Below are 15,296 nucleotides of genomic sequence, written 5' to 3'. Positions count from 1 at the left end.
GGGGAACACACGAACAGGGGATCGGGTGTTCGCTGGAACGCGTGATCGTCCCGGCATTCGTTGCCCAACTCCCGTGTGGCGACGGATGCTTGAGGGGCGCAAGCGACGGGCTGCAGACCGGGTCTGCGCAGTCCCACGACGGCATCTTTTCGGTGCCTCCACTCCAGCAGAAAGCACCACCATGAACCTCATCACCGACCTGCTCGCCGGCGTCTTCCACTTCCTCGGCTGGCTCGTCTGACGATCGTCACACCCGGCGCCGCCGTTCCCCGTCCCACGGGAGCGGCGGCGTCGCCGTGTGCGGGTGCCACGCCGGCGCGCTCACCCACGCACTGCGGCCGGCTCGGTGTCCCTGCGCACCAGCGCGGCGTACATGCCGTCCTGGTCCACCAGTTCCTCATGGGTGCCGCGCTCGGCGATCACACCCGCGTCGAGGACGGCGATCTGGTCCGCGTCGCGCACGGTGGAGAGGCGGTGGGCGATGGTGATGGTGGTGCGGCCCGCGGAGAGCGCGTCGATGGCCTGCTGCACCGCGTGTTCGGTGCGGGTGTCCAGGGCGCTGGTCGCCTCGTCGAGGATGAGGACGGGCGGGTCGCGCAGGATCGTACGGGCGATGGCGAGCCGTTGCTTCTCTCCGCCGGAGAACCGGTAGCCGCGCTCGCCGACCAGGGTGTCGTAGCCGTCGGGCAGCGAGGCGATGTGGTCATGGATCTGGGCGGCACGCGCGGCCGCTTCCAGTTCCGCGTCGTCGGCCCCGGGTTTGGCGAAGCGCAGGTTCTCGGCGACCGAGGCGTGGAAGAGGTACGTCTCCTGGGAGACCACGCCGACTGCGCGGGCCAGGCTGTCGAAGTCGAGGTCGCGCACGTCGACGCCGTCGAGGGTGACACGGCCGCCGGTCACGTCGTACAGGCGCGGCACCAGATAGCTGAGCGTGGACTTGCCCGAGCCGGTGGGGCCCACGATGGCGAGGCTTGTGCCGGCGGGGACCGTCACGTCGATCCCGGACAGGGTGGGCCGCTCCTGCTGCTCGTCGTACCGGAAGTCGACGTTCTCGAACCGGACCGTGCCGCGCGCCGCGGCCAGGTGCACCGGCTCGTCGGGCTCGGTGATGTCCACCGGCAGATCGAGGTATTCGAAGATCCGCTGGAAGAGGGCGAGCGAGGTCTGCATCTGGACGCCGGTGGCGAGCAGGCTCACGGCCGGCCGGAACAGGCCCTGCTGGAGCGAGACGAAGGCGACGAGGGTGCCGATGGAGATCGAGGGGCTGTCGGTCCGGAGGGCCAGGCCTGCCGCCCAGTAGATGACGGCGGGCATGGCGGCCATGACGATGCCGATGGTGGACATGCGCCAGCGGCCTGCCATGTTGGAGCGCACTTCGAGGTCGACGAGGCGCTCGGACTCGGCGGCGAAGTTCTTGGTGAGCGAGTCGGCGCGGCCCATGGTGCGGCCGAGCAGGATGCCGCTGACCGAGAGCGATTCGGTGACCTCGGCGGCCATGGCGGCCATCTGCTTCTGGCGCTGGGTGGTGATCTTCTTGCGCTCGCGGCCTACCCGGCGGCTGATCCACACGAATATCGGCAGCAGGAGCAGGGAGACGCAGGTCAGGCGCCAGTCGAGCGCGAGCATCGCGACGACGGAGGCGACGACGGCCGTCAGGTTGGAGACCAGGGAGGTGGCCGTGGAGGTGACGGTCGCCTGCATGCCGCCGATGTCATTGGCGATGCGGGACTGCACTTCGCCGGTGCGCGTCCGGGTGAAGAACGCGAGCGGCATCCGCTGGAGCCGGCCGTAGACCGCCGTCCGCAGGTCGTGCATGACGCGCTGGCCGACGGTGGTGCTGATCAGCGTCTGGAGCACGCCGAAGACGCTGGTGAGGACCGCCGTGCCGATCATGCCGAGGGCCAGCAGACTCAGCAGGCCCGTGCGGTTGTGCGGAATGGCCACGTCAAGGATCTCGCGCAGCAGGAACGGCGAGGCGACCGAGACGAGGGAGGACGCGGCGACGAGCAGCCCGACGATCGCGAGCCTGCCGCGGTAGGGGCGGAACAGGCCGAGGATGCGGCGGATCTGGGCCGGCTCCTGCGGCTCGCTGCCACGGGGCGGGGGTGTCCAGGTGGAGTGTTCGGGGCGCATGGGCTCCTTCGACAGGGGTGAGGGCGCCCGCCGGGAGGCGGAGCGGCGGCGACTTCGGGAGCATAGCTCATTGTTACCTATACTCACAATGAACCAGGTCCTGTTATTGTTCCCGTATGCAGCCACACATTTCCCGGGCCCCCGACGCCGACGGTCTGCTGGCCGAGCAGTTGCTGAGGCTGACCCGTCGACTGCACCGGATCCAGAAGCACCATCTGGAGCCGGTCGGCATCACACCCGCCCAGTCCCGGCTGCTGCGCACCCTCGCGCACTGGAGCGAGCCGCCGCGCATGGCCGACCTGGCCGCGCGCCTCGAAGTGGTGCCGCGCGCCGTGACGACCCTGGTCGACGCGCTGGAGGAGAGCGGCCAGGTACGGCGGGTGCCGGATCCGGCGAGCCGGCGGGTGATCCGCATCGAGCTCACCGACACGGGCCGCGCCACCCTGCGGGCCCTGCGCGGCGCACGCCGGGGCGCCGCCGAGGAGATTCTGGCCCCCTTGAGCGCCGGCCAGCGCGAGGTGCTTGCCGGCCTCCTGACGACCCTGGTGGACGGAGCCCCGGAGCACGGCTGCTGAACGACCGCCCCGCCCTTGGGACAGCGTGGGTGGCGACGACGGACCCCTCGGGTGGTTGCGCGGGTGCCCCGGCCCGTGCCGGCCGGGGCACCCGCCAGGGTTCAGCAGTGCCGGACATCCTCGGTCAGGGTGCCTTGCGCCGTCTTGATGCCGCGGTCGTAACAGCCGTCGGAGCCGTACAGGCGGTAGCGCTCGGCGGACGTGCCGACCGCGTGCCGCTGCTCGCGCGGCACGTTCATCGTCCAGGACGCGTCACCTTGATAGGTGTCGTCGAGGTGCGAGAAGGCCGCGGCGCGCGCGCCGCGCAGGGTGAGCGCGTCCGCGCGGTCGCCGAGGGTGATGACGGTGCGCAGCCTGCCGTCCGTAGCGATGGTCGTGGTGCCGTCCATCGTGTACGTCTGGTTGTTCCGGACGGTCACCGCCGGCCCCCGGCCCTGGGTCGTCACGCTTTCGTCGTCCCGCCAACTCCCCTTCAGGGCATCGGTGTTCTCGCCCTCGGTCCAGCGGTGCACCGACTCACCGGACACCGAGCGGGTCACCGTCGTGGCGATACGGCCGTGCGAGGTGTCGAGGTATCCGGCCGTGATCAGACGGTGGCTACTGTGGGCGTCGAGCCGCAGTTCGGGTGAACCCGGCTTGTAGGTGGTCGAGTTGACGGGCGTCGTCTCGTCGTGACGGGTCAGCGCGCCCGTGACGACCGTGCGTGCCGTGTCCTGCCAGATGAGCAGGTTGGTGGGTGTGGACCAGCCGGCCTGACCGATGGGAACTCCGGCGACGGACACCTCCACTTGGTGCGGCCGGCCGTCGTTGAGCAGGGCCGCGTACGGCGTCAGGTCGTACTCGACGGGCTTGACGTCGAAGGCGCGCGGTGCCGGGACGACGTACCAGAGGAAGGGGTTGGACCAGCCGCCCGTCCAGACGGTGGGGAACGGCGCGGCCACCCCGGCCAGTTGGCCGTCGACCTTGATCTGCACCTCCCGGTTGGGTCCGGCCTGCGCCTTGCAGGAGTAGGCGGCGGGGTCGGGGACCGCGAGGTACCAGAACTCCTCGCAGCCGCCGCCCGAACCGGTGGCGTACACCTCGGCGACGATGCGTTCGGCGTTGCGCGGTGTGGTCACCCGCGCGGTGTCCAGCGGGAGCACCGTGTCGGGGGTCGCGGCGGGCGCGGTCCGGGCGTCGGCGGCGTAGAAGGTGAGCGTCACCTTGACGTCGATGACGCCGGTGTAGGTGTCGTCCACGGTGTTGCCGATGAGCATGTCGACGGGCTGCGCGGAGTGGAAGGTGGGACTGTAGCGCGTGACGTCCTTCTCCACGTGCCAGGCGATGCCGTCCGCCGAGGGCTCGGGCGTCGAGGTACGCAGCACCTCGACGCCGCCCACATGGAGATAGCCGAGACGGTCGTACTGGCGACCCTTGACCTGGCCGTCGAGGCGCAGCACCACCTTGCTCCACCGGTCGCCGCAGCCCTTGGGCGGGGCGTAACTCCCCTTGTACGGCGTGTAGTCGCGGAACTGGGTCGCGGCCAGGGTGACTTGGCAGGACTTGGCGTGCGGGGTGGCCACCGGTGGCGCCGCGGTCAGCGGGTCGTGCCAGTCGGTGCCGAACTCGGTGGGCGGGGCATCGGCGGCCGCGTCGGGGCCCGCGCCGAGCAGGAGACCGGCGGCCAGGGTGAGGCCACCGAGCATGGACATGATCCTTCGTCGTCTCATGGACCAGGAGTGAAGCGTGAGCGCGGCCCTGGCGCCAGACCCGGGTCCACGACGGTGGCGGGTTCCTGGCCCCCACGCGGAAAACTCGATTGAAATCTGCGCCGGGAAAGCGCGAACCTTGCACATCTCCACCCATGCGGCACCCAGCACTCGATACGAGGAATCCCGGGACGTCATGCAGATTCGCGATCTTCCCTACCCGGATCCGGGTGAGCCGGACGTCCGCTCGGGCACTCGTTTTCTCTACTGGCTGGGCCGCAACCAGCTCGGTGGCCAGCTCAAAGCGCTCGGCTGGGGTCTGCTGCACCAGTGCGGCATCGCCGGACTGCCGCTGACCGTCGGCCTCGCCGTGCAGGCCGCCATCGACCGCTCGGGCAACCGGCTCGCACTGGCGGCGGCGCTCAACGTGCTGCTCGGCGTGGCCATCGCGGTCGGCGAGACGATGCTGCACCGCACGGCGGTCACCAACTGGATCACCGCCGCGGCCCGGGTGCAACAGCTCCTCGCACGCAAGGCGGCCGAGCTCGGTTCGGTGCTCACGCGTCAGGTCGCGGCGGGCGAAGTGGTGGCGGTCTCCACGGGTGACGTGGAGAAGATCGGATGGTTCGTCGAGGCGCTGTCGCGCTTCGCCGCGGCCGCCGCCGCACTGGTGATCATCTGTGTCGGCCTGCTCGTCTACCAGCCCGCACTCGGCGTCGTCGTCGCCATCGGCGTACCCGTCCTCGCGCTCGCCGTCCTTCCGTTGCTGCCGCGCGCCACCCAGCGGGCCGACATCCAGCGGGAAAAGGCGGGCAGGGCAACGGAGTTGGCGTCCGACACGGTCGCCGGGCTGCGGGTGCTGCGCGGCATCGGCGGCGAGGAGCTGTTCCTCGGCCGCTACCGGGAGGCCTCGCAGGAGGTCCGCAGGGCCGCCGTGCGCAGCGCCCGCATGTGGTCGCTGATCTCGGCGGTCCAGGTGCTGCTTCCCGGCCTGCTGCTCATCACGGTCGTGCTGTACGGCGCTCATCTGGCGCTTCAGGGGCGCATCGCGGTGGGTGAACTGGTCACCGTGTACAGCGCGGTGACACTGATGCTGTATCCCTTGCAGCATTTCGAGGAGATCGCGATGGCGTACTCGTTCTCGCGGCCTTCGGCGAAGCGGGCGGCACGGGTGCTCGCGCTGCGGCGGGTGACCGGCCCTGCCGGGACGGCCGCCCCGGCGCCGTCCGGGCCGCAGTCGGGCCCCTTGTCCGGCGATCTGTACGACCCGGCCACCGGGCTGCTCGCGCCCGACGGCCGCTTCACGGCCGTGGTGTGCGGCGACCCGGACGCGGCGGGGCGGCTCGCGGACCGGCTCGGCGGCCATCCCGCCGAGCCGGACGAGCTGCCGTCGGTGCTGCTCGGCGGGGTCGCGCTCGACGGGCTCGCCCTGGACGGCGCCCGCACCGCCGTCCTCGTCCAGGACAAGGATCCGGTGCTGCTGTCGGGCACGCTGCGCGAGCTGCTGGACGTGCCCTCGTCGGGCCACGTCGAGGCGGCGGACGCGCTGTCGGCGGCGCACTGCGACGACGTCCTGGACGCGCTCGCGCAGGCGTCGGTGGACGGCGGCGGGGACCCGATGGACACCCGCATCACCGAGCGCGGCCGTTCGCTCTCCGGCGGTCAGCGTCAACGCCTCGCGCTGGCACGGTCGTTGATGGCCGACCCGCAGGTACTCGTCCTCGACGAGCCCACCTCCGCGGTCGACTCGCACACCGAGGCGCGGGTCGCGAACGGCGTCAAGCGGCTGCGCACCGGCCGGACGACCGTCGTGTTCACCTCCTCTCCCCTGCTCCTCGACGTGGCCGAGCGGGTCGTTTTCGTGCACGAGGGCGCGGTCGCGTCGGTGGGTGTGCACCGCGAGCTGATGCACGGCGACCAGCGCTACCGCGCAGTGGTCACCCGCGAGACGGACGAGCAAGAGACGAAGACGCGGGAGAAAGTGGAGGAGTCGGCATGATCGGCCTGGCAGCACCGCAGTACGACCCGGCGGCCCCGCAGTCGGCCACCACCCTGCCGGTGGGCACCCCGGCGACGGTCCGTGCGTACGTGCGCGAGCTCCTGCGCCGCCACCGCGGGGCGTTCGCGGTCCTGATCGGGACCAACGCCGTGGCCGTGGTCGCGTCGATGGTCGGGCCCTACCTCCTCGGCGGCGTCGTCGAAGACCTGTCGACGGGCGTCCGCGACCTCCATCTGCCGCGCGTGGCGGCCCTGTTCGCGGTGGCCCTGATCGTCCAGACGGTGTTCGTCCGGATGGTGCGGCTGCGCGGCGGCATGCTCGGCGAGGAGATGCTGGCCGATCTGCGTGAGGACTTCCTCGTGCGGTCGGTCGGGCTGCCGCCGGGCGTCCTCGAACGGGCGGGTACGGGCGACCTGTTGTCCCGGATCACCACGGACATCGACCGGCTGGCCAACGCGATGCGCGAGGCGGTGCCGCAGCTGGCGATCGGCGTGGTGTGGGCGGCGCTGCTGCTCGGCGCCCTCGGCGTCACGGCCCCGCCGCTGGCGCTTTCGGTGCTGATCGCGCTGCCGGTCCTCGTGGTGGGCTGCCGCTGGTACTTCCGCCGGGCGCCCGCCGCCTACCGCTCGGAGGCCGCCGGGTACGCGGCGGTCGCCACGGCCCTGACCGAGACGGTCGACGCGGGACGCACGGTCGAGGCGCACCGCCTGGGCGCGCGCCGCATCGCGCTCTCGGACCGGCGGGTCGCGGAATGGACCGCGTGGGAGCGGTACACCTTGTGGCTGCGCACCGTGCTCTTTCCGGTGGTCAGCGTCACCCACATGACGATCATGGTGTCGGTGCTTTCCATCGGCGGGGTCTTCGTCCTGGAGGACTGGATGACGGTCGGCCAGCTCACCACGGGTGCGCTGCTCGCCCAGATGCTGGTGGAGCCGGTCGGGCTCATCCTGCGCTGGTACGACGAGCTCCAGGTGGCCCAGGTGTCGCTCGGGCGTCTGGTCGGCGTCCGGGACATCGAGCCCGCGGCGGGCGACGCGGGGGTGCGCCCCGAGGGGCGGCACGTCGAGGCGGACGAGGTCCGCTTCGGCTACCGCGAGGGCGTGGACGTCCTGCACGACGTCTCCCTCTCGGTGCCTCCCGGCACCCGGGTCGCCCTGGTCGGACCGTCCGGGGCCGGCAAGTCGACCCTGGGCCGGCTCCTTGCCGGGATCTACTCCCCGCGCCGCGGCAGCGTGACGCTGGGCGCGGCCGAACTGTCGCGGATGCCGGCGGAGCGGGTACGTGCCCATGTGGCCCTGGTCAACCAGGAGCACCACGTCTTCGTGGGCTCCCTGCGCGACAACCTCCTGCTCGCCCGCACGGGCGCGCAGGACGCGGAGCTGTGGGCGGCGCTCGGGGCGGTCGACGCGGACGGCTGGGCGCGGGCGCTCGACGACGGCCTCGGCACGGAGGTCGGCTCGGGCGGCCTCGCCCTCACCCCCGCGCAGGCCCAGCAGATCGCGCTGGCCCGGCTCGTCCTCGCGGACCCGCACACGCTGGTCCTCGACGAGGCGACCTCGCTGCTCGACCCCCGAGCGGCGCGCCATCTGGAGCGCTCGCTGGCCCGCGTACTGGAGGGCCGCACGGTGGTGGCCATCGCCCACCGCCTGCACACCGCGCACGACGCGGACGTGATCGCGGTGGTGGAACGTGGCCGCATCACGGAGCTGGGAAGCCATGAGGAACTGGTCGCGGCGGACGGGGCGTATGCGGCGCTGTGGCGCTCCTGGCACGGGTAGCCTGCGGCGCGGGGCGGGGTCGGTATGCCGGTGCGGGGGCTTGGCACGCCGGTGCTGGGCGGGGTGCGGGCTCGGATCGCCGGGGCGGGCTCGGATCGCCGGTGCTGGGCGGGGTGCGGGTTCGGCACGCCGGGGCGGGGGTTCGGCACGCCGGTGCAGGGTGGGGTGCTTTGGTCCCCGGGGGCGCTCGGCTCGTTCTTGCGGGGTGGCACGCCGTGGCTTCGCGGGGCCGGACCCGGGGTCCCGTTCGTTGTGGGCTGCGGGCCGTGCTGGGCTGATCGCGCAGTTCCCCGCGCCCCCAGGGGGTTCGTCGCTGACGGAGTTGCTTTCCCAGGCCCCTTAGGGGTGCGGGCTCGGCACGCCGGGGGGCGGGGTGCCTTGGCTCCCGGGGCCGCACGGCTCGTTCTTGCGGGGTGGCACGCCGTGGCTTGCCGGGGCCGGACCCGGGTCCCGTTCGTTGTGGGCTGCGGGCCGTGCTGGGCTGATCGCGCAGTTCCCCGCGCCCCCAGGGGGTTGCGTCCCCTGACGGAGGCGCTTGGCTGGGCCCCGCGGGCTCGGCACGCCGGTGCTGGGCGGGGTGCTTTGGTTCTTGGGGCCGTTCGCGTAGTTCCCCGCGCCCCTGGGCAGGGGCTCCCGCCCGGCGCCGCGGGACGGGTCCCGTGCTTGGTTGTCGGGGTGGTCGCACCGAGGTGTTTGGGGGCGCGGGGAACTGCGCGGGTGCCCCGGCACAGACCGCTGTGGGTGTCCCCCGGAGGGTTTCGGGGAGGGGCGGGCTGGGGTCAGATGAAGTTCAGGGCTCCCGCCGCGCCCACCCCGCCCAGCACCATGAACGCCGGCATCAGGACCTTCAGCTCCACCCAGCCCCCGGCGCGGAACCGCATGGCCTTCGGCGGGCCGAGGGCGTGCCACCGTTTGCGGCCCAGCGGGATGGGCCACAGGATCGGGCAGCCCGACACCGTCAGGGCGTCGCCGATGTCGTGGACCAGGGCGCCCAGCACGATGGGCAGCCCCAGCCACAGATACTCCTGGCCGGGCCCGGTGAACAGCCAGTCCGAGCCGTGGCCCGGCTTGTCGAGGATGCCGGCCAGGATCCACGCACTGGTCCCGCCGAGCAGCCACACCAGCACGTCGCTCGATACGCGGGCGGCCCGCCACAGCAGGCCTTCCACGGCGAGGACGAGGTGCACGAAGAGGATCCCGAGGACGGCCCAGCGCCCGCCGAACACCGCCGCCGCCGAGGCGCCCGCCCCGATCAGGACGGCCCACAGCCAGGTGTGGGTCAGGGTGCGGTGGCCCCCGTTGCGGCGCGGGTCGCCCGGGCCCCGGGTCGCCTTGTAGACCGCGTGCGACAGATCGTCGACGATGCCGCACAGGGCCTTGGACACCGGGCCGAAGGCGCGCGAAATGGTCGCCGACTTGTGGTCGAGGTCCGGGGCGAGAGCGGCCCCCGCCGTGATCAGGGCGCCCACGGCGAGAACCGGCCACGGCATGGGGTGCCCCGCGGCGGCAGCGGCCGCGCCCACCCCGAGCCAGGCCGCGGCCCCCGACAGTGAGTGCGCAGGTCCCATCATGACCGTGCCCCGCCCCATTCCTCTTGTTCCATGGTTCAGTTGACGGCCCGCCCCCCCGGACGGCCCGAACCGGCAGCCTACCGGCGATGATCTTCATGCCGGTGGCCGGTTCCTGCTTCCGGGCCCGCGACAGGCAAGATGGGGGCGTGACCCTTATCGATCAGCTGCCGCCGAGTGCCGACCCCGATGCCCTTTTCGAAGCCTTCTCCACCTGGGCCGAGGGCCAGGGCATCACCCTGTACCCGGCCCAGGAGGAGGCGCTGATCGAGGTCGTGTCCGGGGCGAACGTCATCCTGTCCACTCCGACCGGCTCCGGAAAGAGCCTGGTGGCGGCGGGTGCGCACTTCGCGGCGCTGGCCCGGGACGAGGTCACCTTCTACACCGCGCCGATCAAGGCGCTGGTCTCGGAGAAGTTCTTCGACCTGTGCAAGCTCTTCGGCACCGAGAACGTCGGCATGCTGACCGGCGACGCGTCGGTGAACTCGGACGCGCCCGTCATCTGCTGCACCGCCGAAGTGCTCGCCTCCATCGCGCTGCGCGACGGCAAGCACGCCGACATCGGCCAGGTCGTGATGGACGAGTTCCACTTCTACGCCGAGGCCGACCGCGGCTGGGCCTGGCAGATTCCGATCCTGGAGCTCCCGCAGGCCCAGTTCGTCCTCATGTCGGCCACCCTCGGTGACGTCGCCCTGTTCGAGAAGGACCTCACCCGCCGCACCGGCCGCGAGACGGCCGTGGTCCGCTCGGCGACCCGGCCCGTGCCGCTCTCCTACGAGTACGTCACGACGCCCATCACCGAGACCCTGACCGAACTGCTGGAAACCAAGCAGTCGCCCGTCTACATCGTGCACTTCACGCAGGCGCAGGCGGTCGAGCGCGCGCAGTCGCTGATGTCGATCAACATGTGTACGCGCGAGGAGAAGGACAGGATCGCCGATCTGATCGGCAACTTCCGCTTCACCACCAAGTTCGGCCAGAACCTTTCCCGTTACGTCCGCCACGGCATCGGCGTGCACCACGCGGGCATGCTGCCCAAGTACCGCCGCCTGGTGGAGAAGCTGGCCCAGGCAGGCCTGTTGAAGGTCATCTGCGGCACCGACACCCTCGGCGTCGGCGTCAACGTGCCCATCCGTACGGTGCTGTTCACCGCGCTCACCAAGTACGACGGCACCCGCGTACGCACCCTGCGGGCCCGCGAGTTCCACCAGATCGCGGGGCGCGCGGGCCGGGCCGGCTTCGACACCGCGGGCTATGTCGTCGCGCAGGCGCCCGAGCACGTCATCGAGAACGAGAAGGCGCTCGCCAAGGCGGGCGACGACCCGAAGAAGCGCCGCAAGGTGGTCCGCAAGAAGGCTCCCGAGGGCTTCGTGGGCTGGTCGGACACCACCTTCGAGAAGCTGATCGGCTCCGAGCCCGAGCCGCTGACCTCGCGCTTCCGGGTCACCAACATCATGCTGCTCTCGGTGATCGCCCGGCCCGGCAACGCCTTCCAAGCGATGCGCCACCTCCTGGAGGACAACCACGAGCCGCGCAAGGCGCAGTTGCGGCACATCCGCCGGGCCATCGCGATCTACCGCTCGCTGCTCGACGGCGGCGTGGTGGAGCAGCTGGACACGCCGGACGCGGAGGGCCGCACGATCCGGCTCACCGTCGACCTCCAGCAGGACTTCGCGCTGAACCAGCCCCTTTCGACGTTCGCGCTCGCCGCCTTCGACCTGCTCGACCCGGAGTCGCCGTCGTACGCGCTCGACATGGTCTCGGTCGTCGAGTCGACGCTGGACGATCCGCGGCAGATCCTCGCGGCGATGCAGAACAAGGCGCGCGGTGAGGCCGTCGGGCAGATGAAGGTGGACGGCGTCGAGTACGAGGAGCGCATGGAGCGGCTTCAGGACATCTCGTACCCGAAGCCGCTCGAAGAGCTGCTGTGGCACGCGTACAACGTCTACAAGACGTCGCACCCGTGGGTCGGCGACCACCCGGTCTCGCCGAAGTCCGTCATCCGTGACATGTACGAACGGGCGCTCACCTTCACGGAGTTCACCTCCTGGTACGAGCTCGCCCGTACCGAGGGCATCGTGCTGCGCTACCTGGCCAGCGCGTACAAGGCGCTCGACCACACCATCCCCGACGACCTGAAGACCGAGGACCTGGAAGACCTCATCGCCTGGCTCGGCGAGATGGTCCGCCAGGTCGACTCCAGCCTCCTGGACGAGTGGGAGCAGCTGGCCAACCCCGAGGTGCAGACCGCCGAGCAGGCACAGGAGAAGGCCGACGAGGTCAAGCCGGTCACGGCCAACGCCCGCGCCTTCCGGGTGCTCGTGCGCAACGCCATGTTCCGCCGGGTCGAGCTGGCCGCCCTGGACAACATCGACGCGCTGGGCGCTCTCGACGCGGAGTCCGGCTGGGACGCGGACGCGTGGGGCGAGGCGATGGACAAGTACTGGGACGAGTACGACGACCTCGGCACCGGCCCGGACGCGCGGGGCCCCAAGCTGCTCGCCATCAAGGAGTCCCCCGAGAACACAGCGCACGGCCTGTGGCGCGTCCGCCAGACGTTCGCCGACCCCAACGGCGACCACGGCTGGGGCATCAGCGCGGAGGTCGATCTGGCGGCCTCCGACGAGGAGGGCCGCGCGGTGCTGCGCGTCACCGACGTCGGCGAACTCTGACCCCACTCCCCCGCTCCCCCTTTTCCGAAAGGACCGCGACGACATGACCAATCCGGCGGAAAGACTCGTCGATCTGCTCGATCTGGAGCAGATCGAGGTCAACATCTTCCGTGGCCCGAGCCCGCAGGAGTCCCTGCAACGGGTCTTCGGCGGGCAGGTCGCGGGCCAGGCCCTCGTCGCGGCCGGGCGCACCACGGACGGCGAGCGCCCGGTGCACTCGCTGCACGCCTACTTCCTGCGGCCCGGCCGCCCCGGCGTGCCGATCGTCTACCAGGTGGAGCGGGTCCGCGACGGGCGGTCCTTCACCACCCGGCGGGTCACCGCGGTGCAGCAGGGCCGCACGATCTTCACGCTGACCGCGTCGTTCCACCGACCGGAGGCCGGCAGCATCGAGCACCAGCTGCCGCCGCGCCTGGACTTCCCCGCGCCGGAGTCGCTGCCCACCGTCACCGAGGAGATCCGCGAGCATCTGGGTGCGCTGCCGGAGGCCCTGGAGCGGATGGCACGCCGCCAGCCGTTCGACATCCGGTACGTGGACCGGCTGCGCTGGACGTCCGAGGAGATCAAGGACGCGGATCCGCGCAGTGCGGTCTGGATGCGCGCGGTGGGCCCGCTCGGCGACGACCCGCTGGTGCACACCTGCGCGCTGACGTACGCAAGCGACATGACGCTCCTGGACGCGGTGCGCATCCCGGTCGAGCCGCTGTGGGGGCCGCGCGGCTTCGACATGGCCTCGCTCGACCACGCGATGTGGTTCCACCGCCCGTTCCGGGCCGACGAGTGGTTCCTGTACGACCAGGAGTCCCCGGTCTCCACGGGCGGCCGGGGCCTGGCCCGCGGCCGGATCTACAACCGCGCGGGCGACCTGCTGGTGTCGGTGGTCCAGGAGGGCCTGTTCCGGCCCCTCACCCCGGCCGCCGACTGATCAACTCACCCTTTTCCAGAAGGAGTTACCGATGAGCCTGTACGACATCCCGCTGCGCACCCTGTCCGGCGAGCCGACCTCGCTCGCCGACTTCAAGGGCCGCGCCGTGCTCGTGGTGAACGTGGCGTCCAAGTGCGGTCTGACCCCGCAATACGCAGGACTTGAGCGGCTCCAGGAGCAGTACGGCGAGCGCGGCCTGACCGTGCTCGGCGTGCCGTGCAACCAGTTCGGCGGCCAGGAGCCCGGCACCGCCGAGGAGATCGGCACGTTCTGCTCGGCGACGTACGGCGTGACCTTCCCGCTCCTGGAGAAGACCGACGTCAACGGCGAGGGCCGGCACCCGCTGTACGCGGAGCTGACCAGGACGGCCGACGCCGACGGCGAGGCCGGCGACATCCAGTGGAACTTCGAGAAGTTCCTGCTCTCCCCGCAGGGCGAGGTCGCCGCCCGCATCCGCCCGCGCACCGAGCCCGAGGCCCCCGAGGTGGTCGCGCTCATCGAGGCCAACCTGCCGGCCTGACCCGCGACACGAAGGCGCCCCACCCTCGGATCCGCCGACGAGGGAGGGGCGCCTTCGTGTGCCGTCACCTAGGGGGTGTCTGGTGGATCGGCATGCCCGACAGGGTCCGGGCGATGACGAGACGCTGGATCTCGCTGGTGCCTTCGAAGATGGTATAAATCGCGGCATCCCGGTGCATACGCTCCACCGGGTACTCCCGCGTGTACCCGTTGCCGCCGAGGATCTGGATCGCCTGGGCGGTGACCTTCTTGGCGGTCTCGCTCGCGTACAGCTTGGACATCGAGCCCTCGGCCGACTCGAACTTCTTGCCCGTGGTCGCCATCCAGGAGGCGCGCCACACCAGGAGGCGGGCCGCGTCGATTTGGGTGCGCATGTCGGCGAGCTGGAAGGCGATGCCCTGGTTGTCGATGATGGGGCGGCCGAACTGCTCGCGGGTCTTGGCGTATTCGAGCGCGTAGTCGTACGCGGCTCGCGCGGTGCCGACCGCCATCGCGCCGACGGCCGGGCGGGAGGCCTCGAAGGTGGCCATCGCGGCGTTCTTCACCCTCTCACCGCCGCCCGCCCTGGCCTTCTCGCGGGAGCGGGCCAGACGCTCGTCCAGCTTCTCCTTGCCGCCCAGCAGGCAGTGGCCCGGCACGCGTACGTCTTCGAGCACGACCTCGGCGGTGTGCGAGGCGCGGATGCCGTGCTTCTTGAACTTCTGACCCTGGCTCAGGCCCGGGGTGTTCGGCGGCACGATGAAGGAGGCGTGGCCCTTGGAGCCGAGCTCCGGGTCGACCACGGCCACCACGACGTGGACATTGGCGATGCCGCCGTTGGTCGCCCAGGTCTTGGTGCCGTTCAGGACCCACTCGTCCTTGGCCTCGTCGTAGACGGCCTTGGTGCGCATGGACGCCACGTCGGAGCCCGCGTCCGGCTCGGAGGAGCAGAAGGCGGCGACCTTGACGTCGGTCACATCGCCGTACATCTGGGGGATCCAGGTCCCGATCTGCTCCTCGGTGCCGTTGGCGAGGACGCCGACCGCGGCCAGGCCGGTGCCGACGATGGACAGCGCGATGCCGGCGTCGCCCCAGAACAGCTCCTCCATGGCGACCGGGATGCCGAGGCCGCTGGGGTCGAAGAACTGCTGCGCATAGAAGTCGAGGGAGTAGATTCCGACCTTGGCGGCTTCCTGGATCACGGGCCAGGGGGTCTCCTCGCGCTCGTCCCATTCGGCGGCGGCGGGGCGGATCACGTCCTTGGCGAAGCCGTGCAGCCAGTCCCGGACCTGCTTCTGGTCGTCGTTGAGATCCATCGTGAACTCGGCCATGTCCCCTCCACCCACTCCATGCGTTACTTGCGGTAACCGCAGTCTGTTACCGGCGGGTAGCCGCTGTCAACCGGCCTCCCGCCCCGCAGCACCCCGACCGGGCGGAGTGTTACGTTGCGCAAGGCTTTC

At 71.2% G+C, this 15,296-nt stretch carries 10 protein-coding genes; 6 read left to right on the top strand and 4 right to left on the bottom strand.

The window, feature by feature from the left end:
• Window positions 1-321: 321 nt before the first annotated feature.
• Window positions 322-2,133 carry an ABC transporter ATP-binding protein gene (locus tag ACGFW5_RS19850; RefSeq protein WP_393835551.1) on the bottom strand — a complete coding sequence of 604 codons (1,812 nt, stop codon included), beginning with the start codon at window positions 2,131-2,133 and terminating at the stop codon, window positions 322-324.
• A gap of 116 nt (window positions 2,134-2,249) precedes the next feature.
• Here ACGFW5_RS19850 and ACGFW5_RS19845 point away from each other — a divergent pair, with 116 nt between their 5' ends.
• Window positions 2,250-2,708: a MarR family winged helix-turn-helix transcriptional regulator gene (locus ACGFW5_RS19845; protein ID WP_393835550.1), complete on the top strand. Its 459-nt coding sequence runs from the start codon at window positions 2,250-2,252 to the stop codon at window positions 2,706-2,708.
• Between the two features lie 101 nt (window positions 2,709-2,809).
• Here ACGFW5_RS19845 and ACGFW5_RS19840 read toward each other — a convergent pair whose 3' ends face one another.
• Window positions 2,810-4,417, bottom strand: coding sequence for a peptide-N4-asparagine amidase (locus ACGFW5_RS19840; RefSeq protein ID WP_393835549.1), 1,608 nt, complete (start codon window positions 4,415-4,417; stop codon window positions 2,810-2,812).
• Window positions 4,418-4,592: 175 nt separating this feature from the next.
• Between ACGFW5_RS19840 and ACGFW5_RS19835 the strand changes: the two genes are divergently transcribed.
• Window positions 4,593-6,395 (top strand): ABC transporter transmembrane domain-containing protein, encoded by a 1,803-nt coding sequence (locus ACGFW5_RS19835; RefSeq protein WP_393835548.1) that lies wholly within the window; start codon window positions 4,593-4,595, stop codon window positions 6,393-6,395.
• Entirely contained in the window at window positions 6,392-8,173 is a 1,782-nt protein-coding gene (locus tag ACGFW5_RS19830) for an ABC transporter ATP-binding protein (RefSeq protein WP_393835547.1), read from the top strand. Before ACGFW5_RS19835 ends, ACGFW5_RS19830 begins: the two co-directional genes overlap by 4 nt.
• Window positions 8,174-8,952: 779 nt before the next feature.
• On the opposite strand, the gene ACGFW5_RS19825 is transcribed toward ACGFW5_RS19830, so the two are convergent.
• Window positions 8,953-9,744 (bottom strand): metal-dependent hydrolase, encoded by a 792-nt coding sequence (locus ACGFW5_RS19825; protein ID WP_393835546.1) that lies wholly within the window; start codon window positions 9,742-9,744, stop codon window positions 8,953-8,955.
• Between the two features lie 86 nt (window positions 9,745-9,830).
• On the opposite strand from ACGFW5_RS19825, the gene ACGFW5_RS19820 reads away from it, so the two are divergent.
• Genes ACGFW5_RS19820 through ACGFW5_RS19810 form a run of 3 tightly spaced genes read left to right on the top strand, consistent with a single transcriptional unit; the run spans window position 9,831 to window position 13,858 of the window.
• Window positions 9,831-12,413, top strand: coding sequence for a DEAD/DEAH box helicase (locus tag ACGFW5_RS19820; RefSeq protein ID WP_393835545.1), 2,583 nt, complete (start codon window positions 9,831-9,833; stop codon window positions 12,411-12,413).
• 43 nt (window positions 12,414-12,456) lie between these two features.
• Window positions 12,457-13,338, top strand: a complete 882-nt coding sequence (locus ACGFW5_RS19815; protein ID WP_393835544.1) for an acyl-CoA thioesterase — start codon at window positions 12,457-12,459, stop codon at window positions 13,336-13,338.
• Window positions 13,339-13,369: 31 nt separating this feature from the next.
• Window positions 13,370-13,858, top strand: coding sequence for a glutathione peroxidase (locus ACGFW5_RS19810; protein WP_393835543.1), 489 nt, complete (start codon window positions 13,370-13,372; stop codon window positions 13,856-13,858).
• 64 nt (window positions 13,859-13,922) lie between these two features.
• Here the strand turns inward: ACGFW5_RS19810 and ACGFW5_RS19805 are convergent, their stop codons facing one another.
• Window positions 13,923-15,167, bottom strand: coding sequence for an acyl-CoA dehydrogenase family protein (locus ACGFW5_RS19805; protein WP_393835542.1), 1,245 nt, complete (start codon window positions 15,165-15,167; stop codon window positions 13,923-13,925).
• Window positions 15,168-15,296: the final 129 nt, after the last annotated feature.

It is taken from the genome of Streptomyces sp. NPDC048416 (assembly GCF_043200435.1).
GTDB lineage: Bacteria > Actinomycetota > Actinomycetes > Streptomycetales > Streptomycetaceae > Streptomyces.
This window is presented reverse-complemented; position numbering and strand designations above follow the sequence as displayed.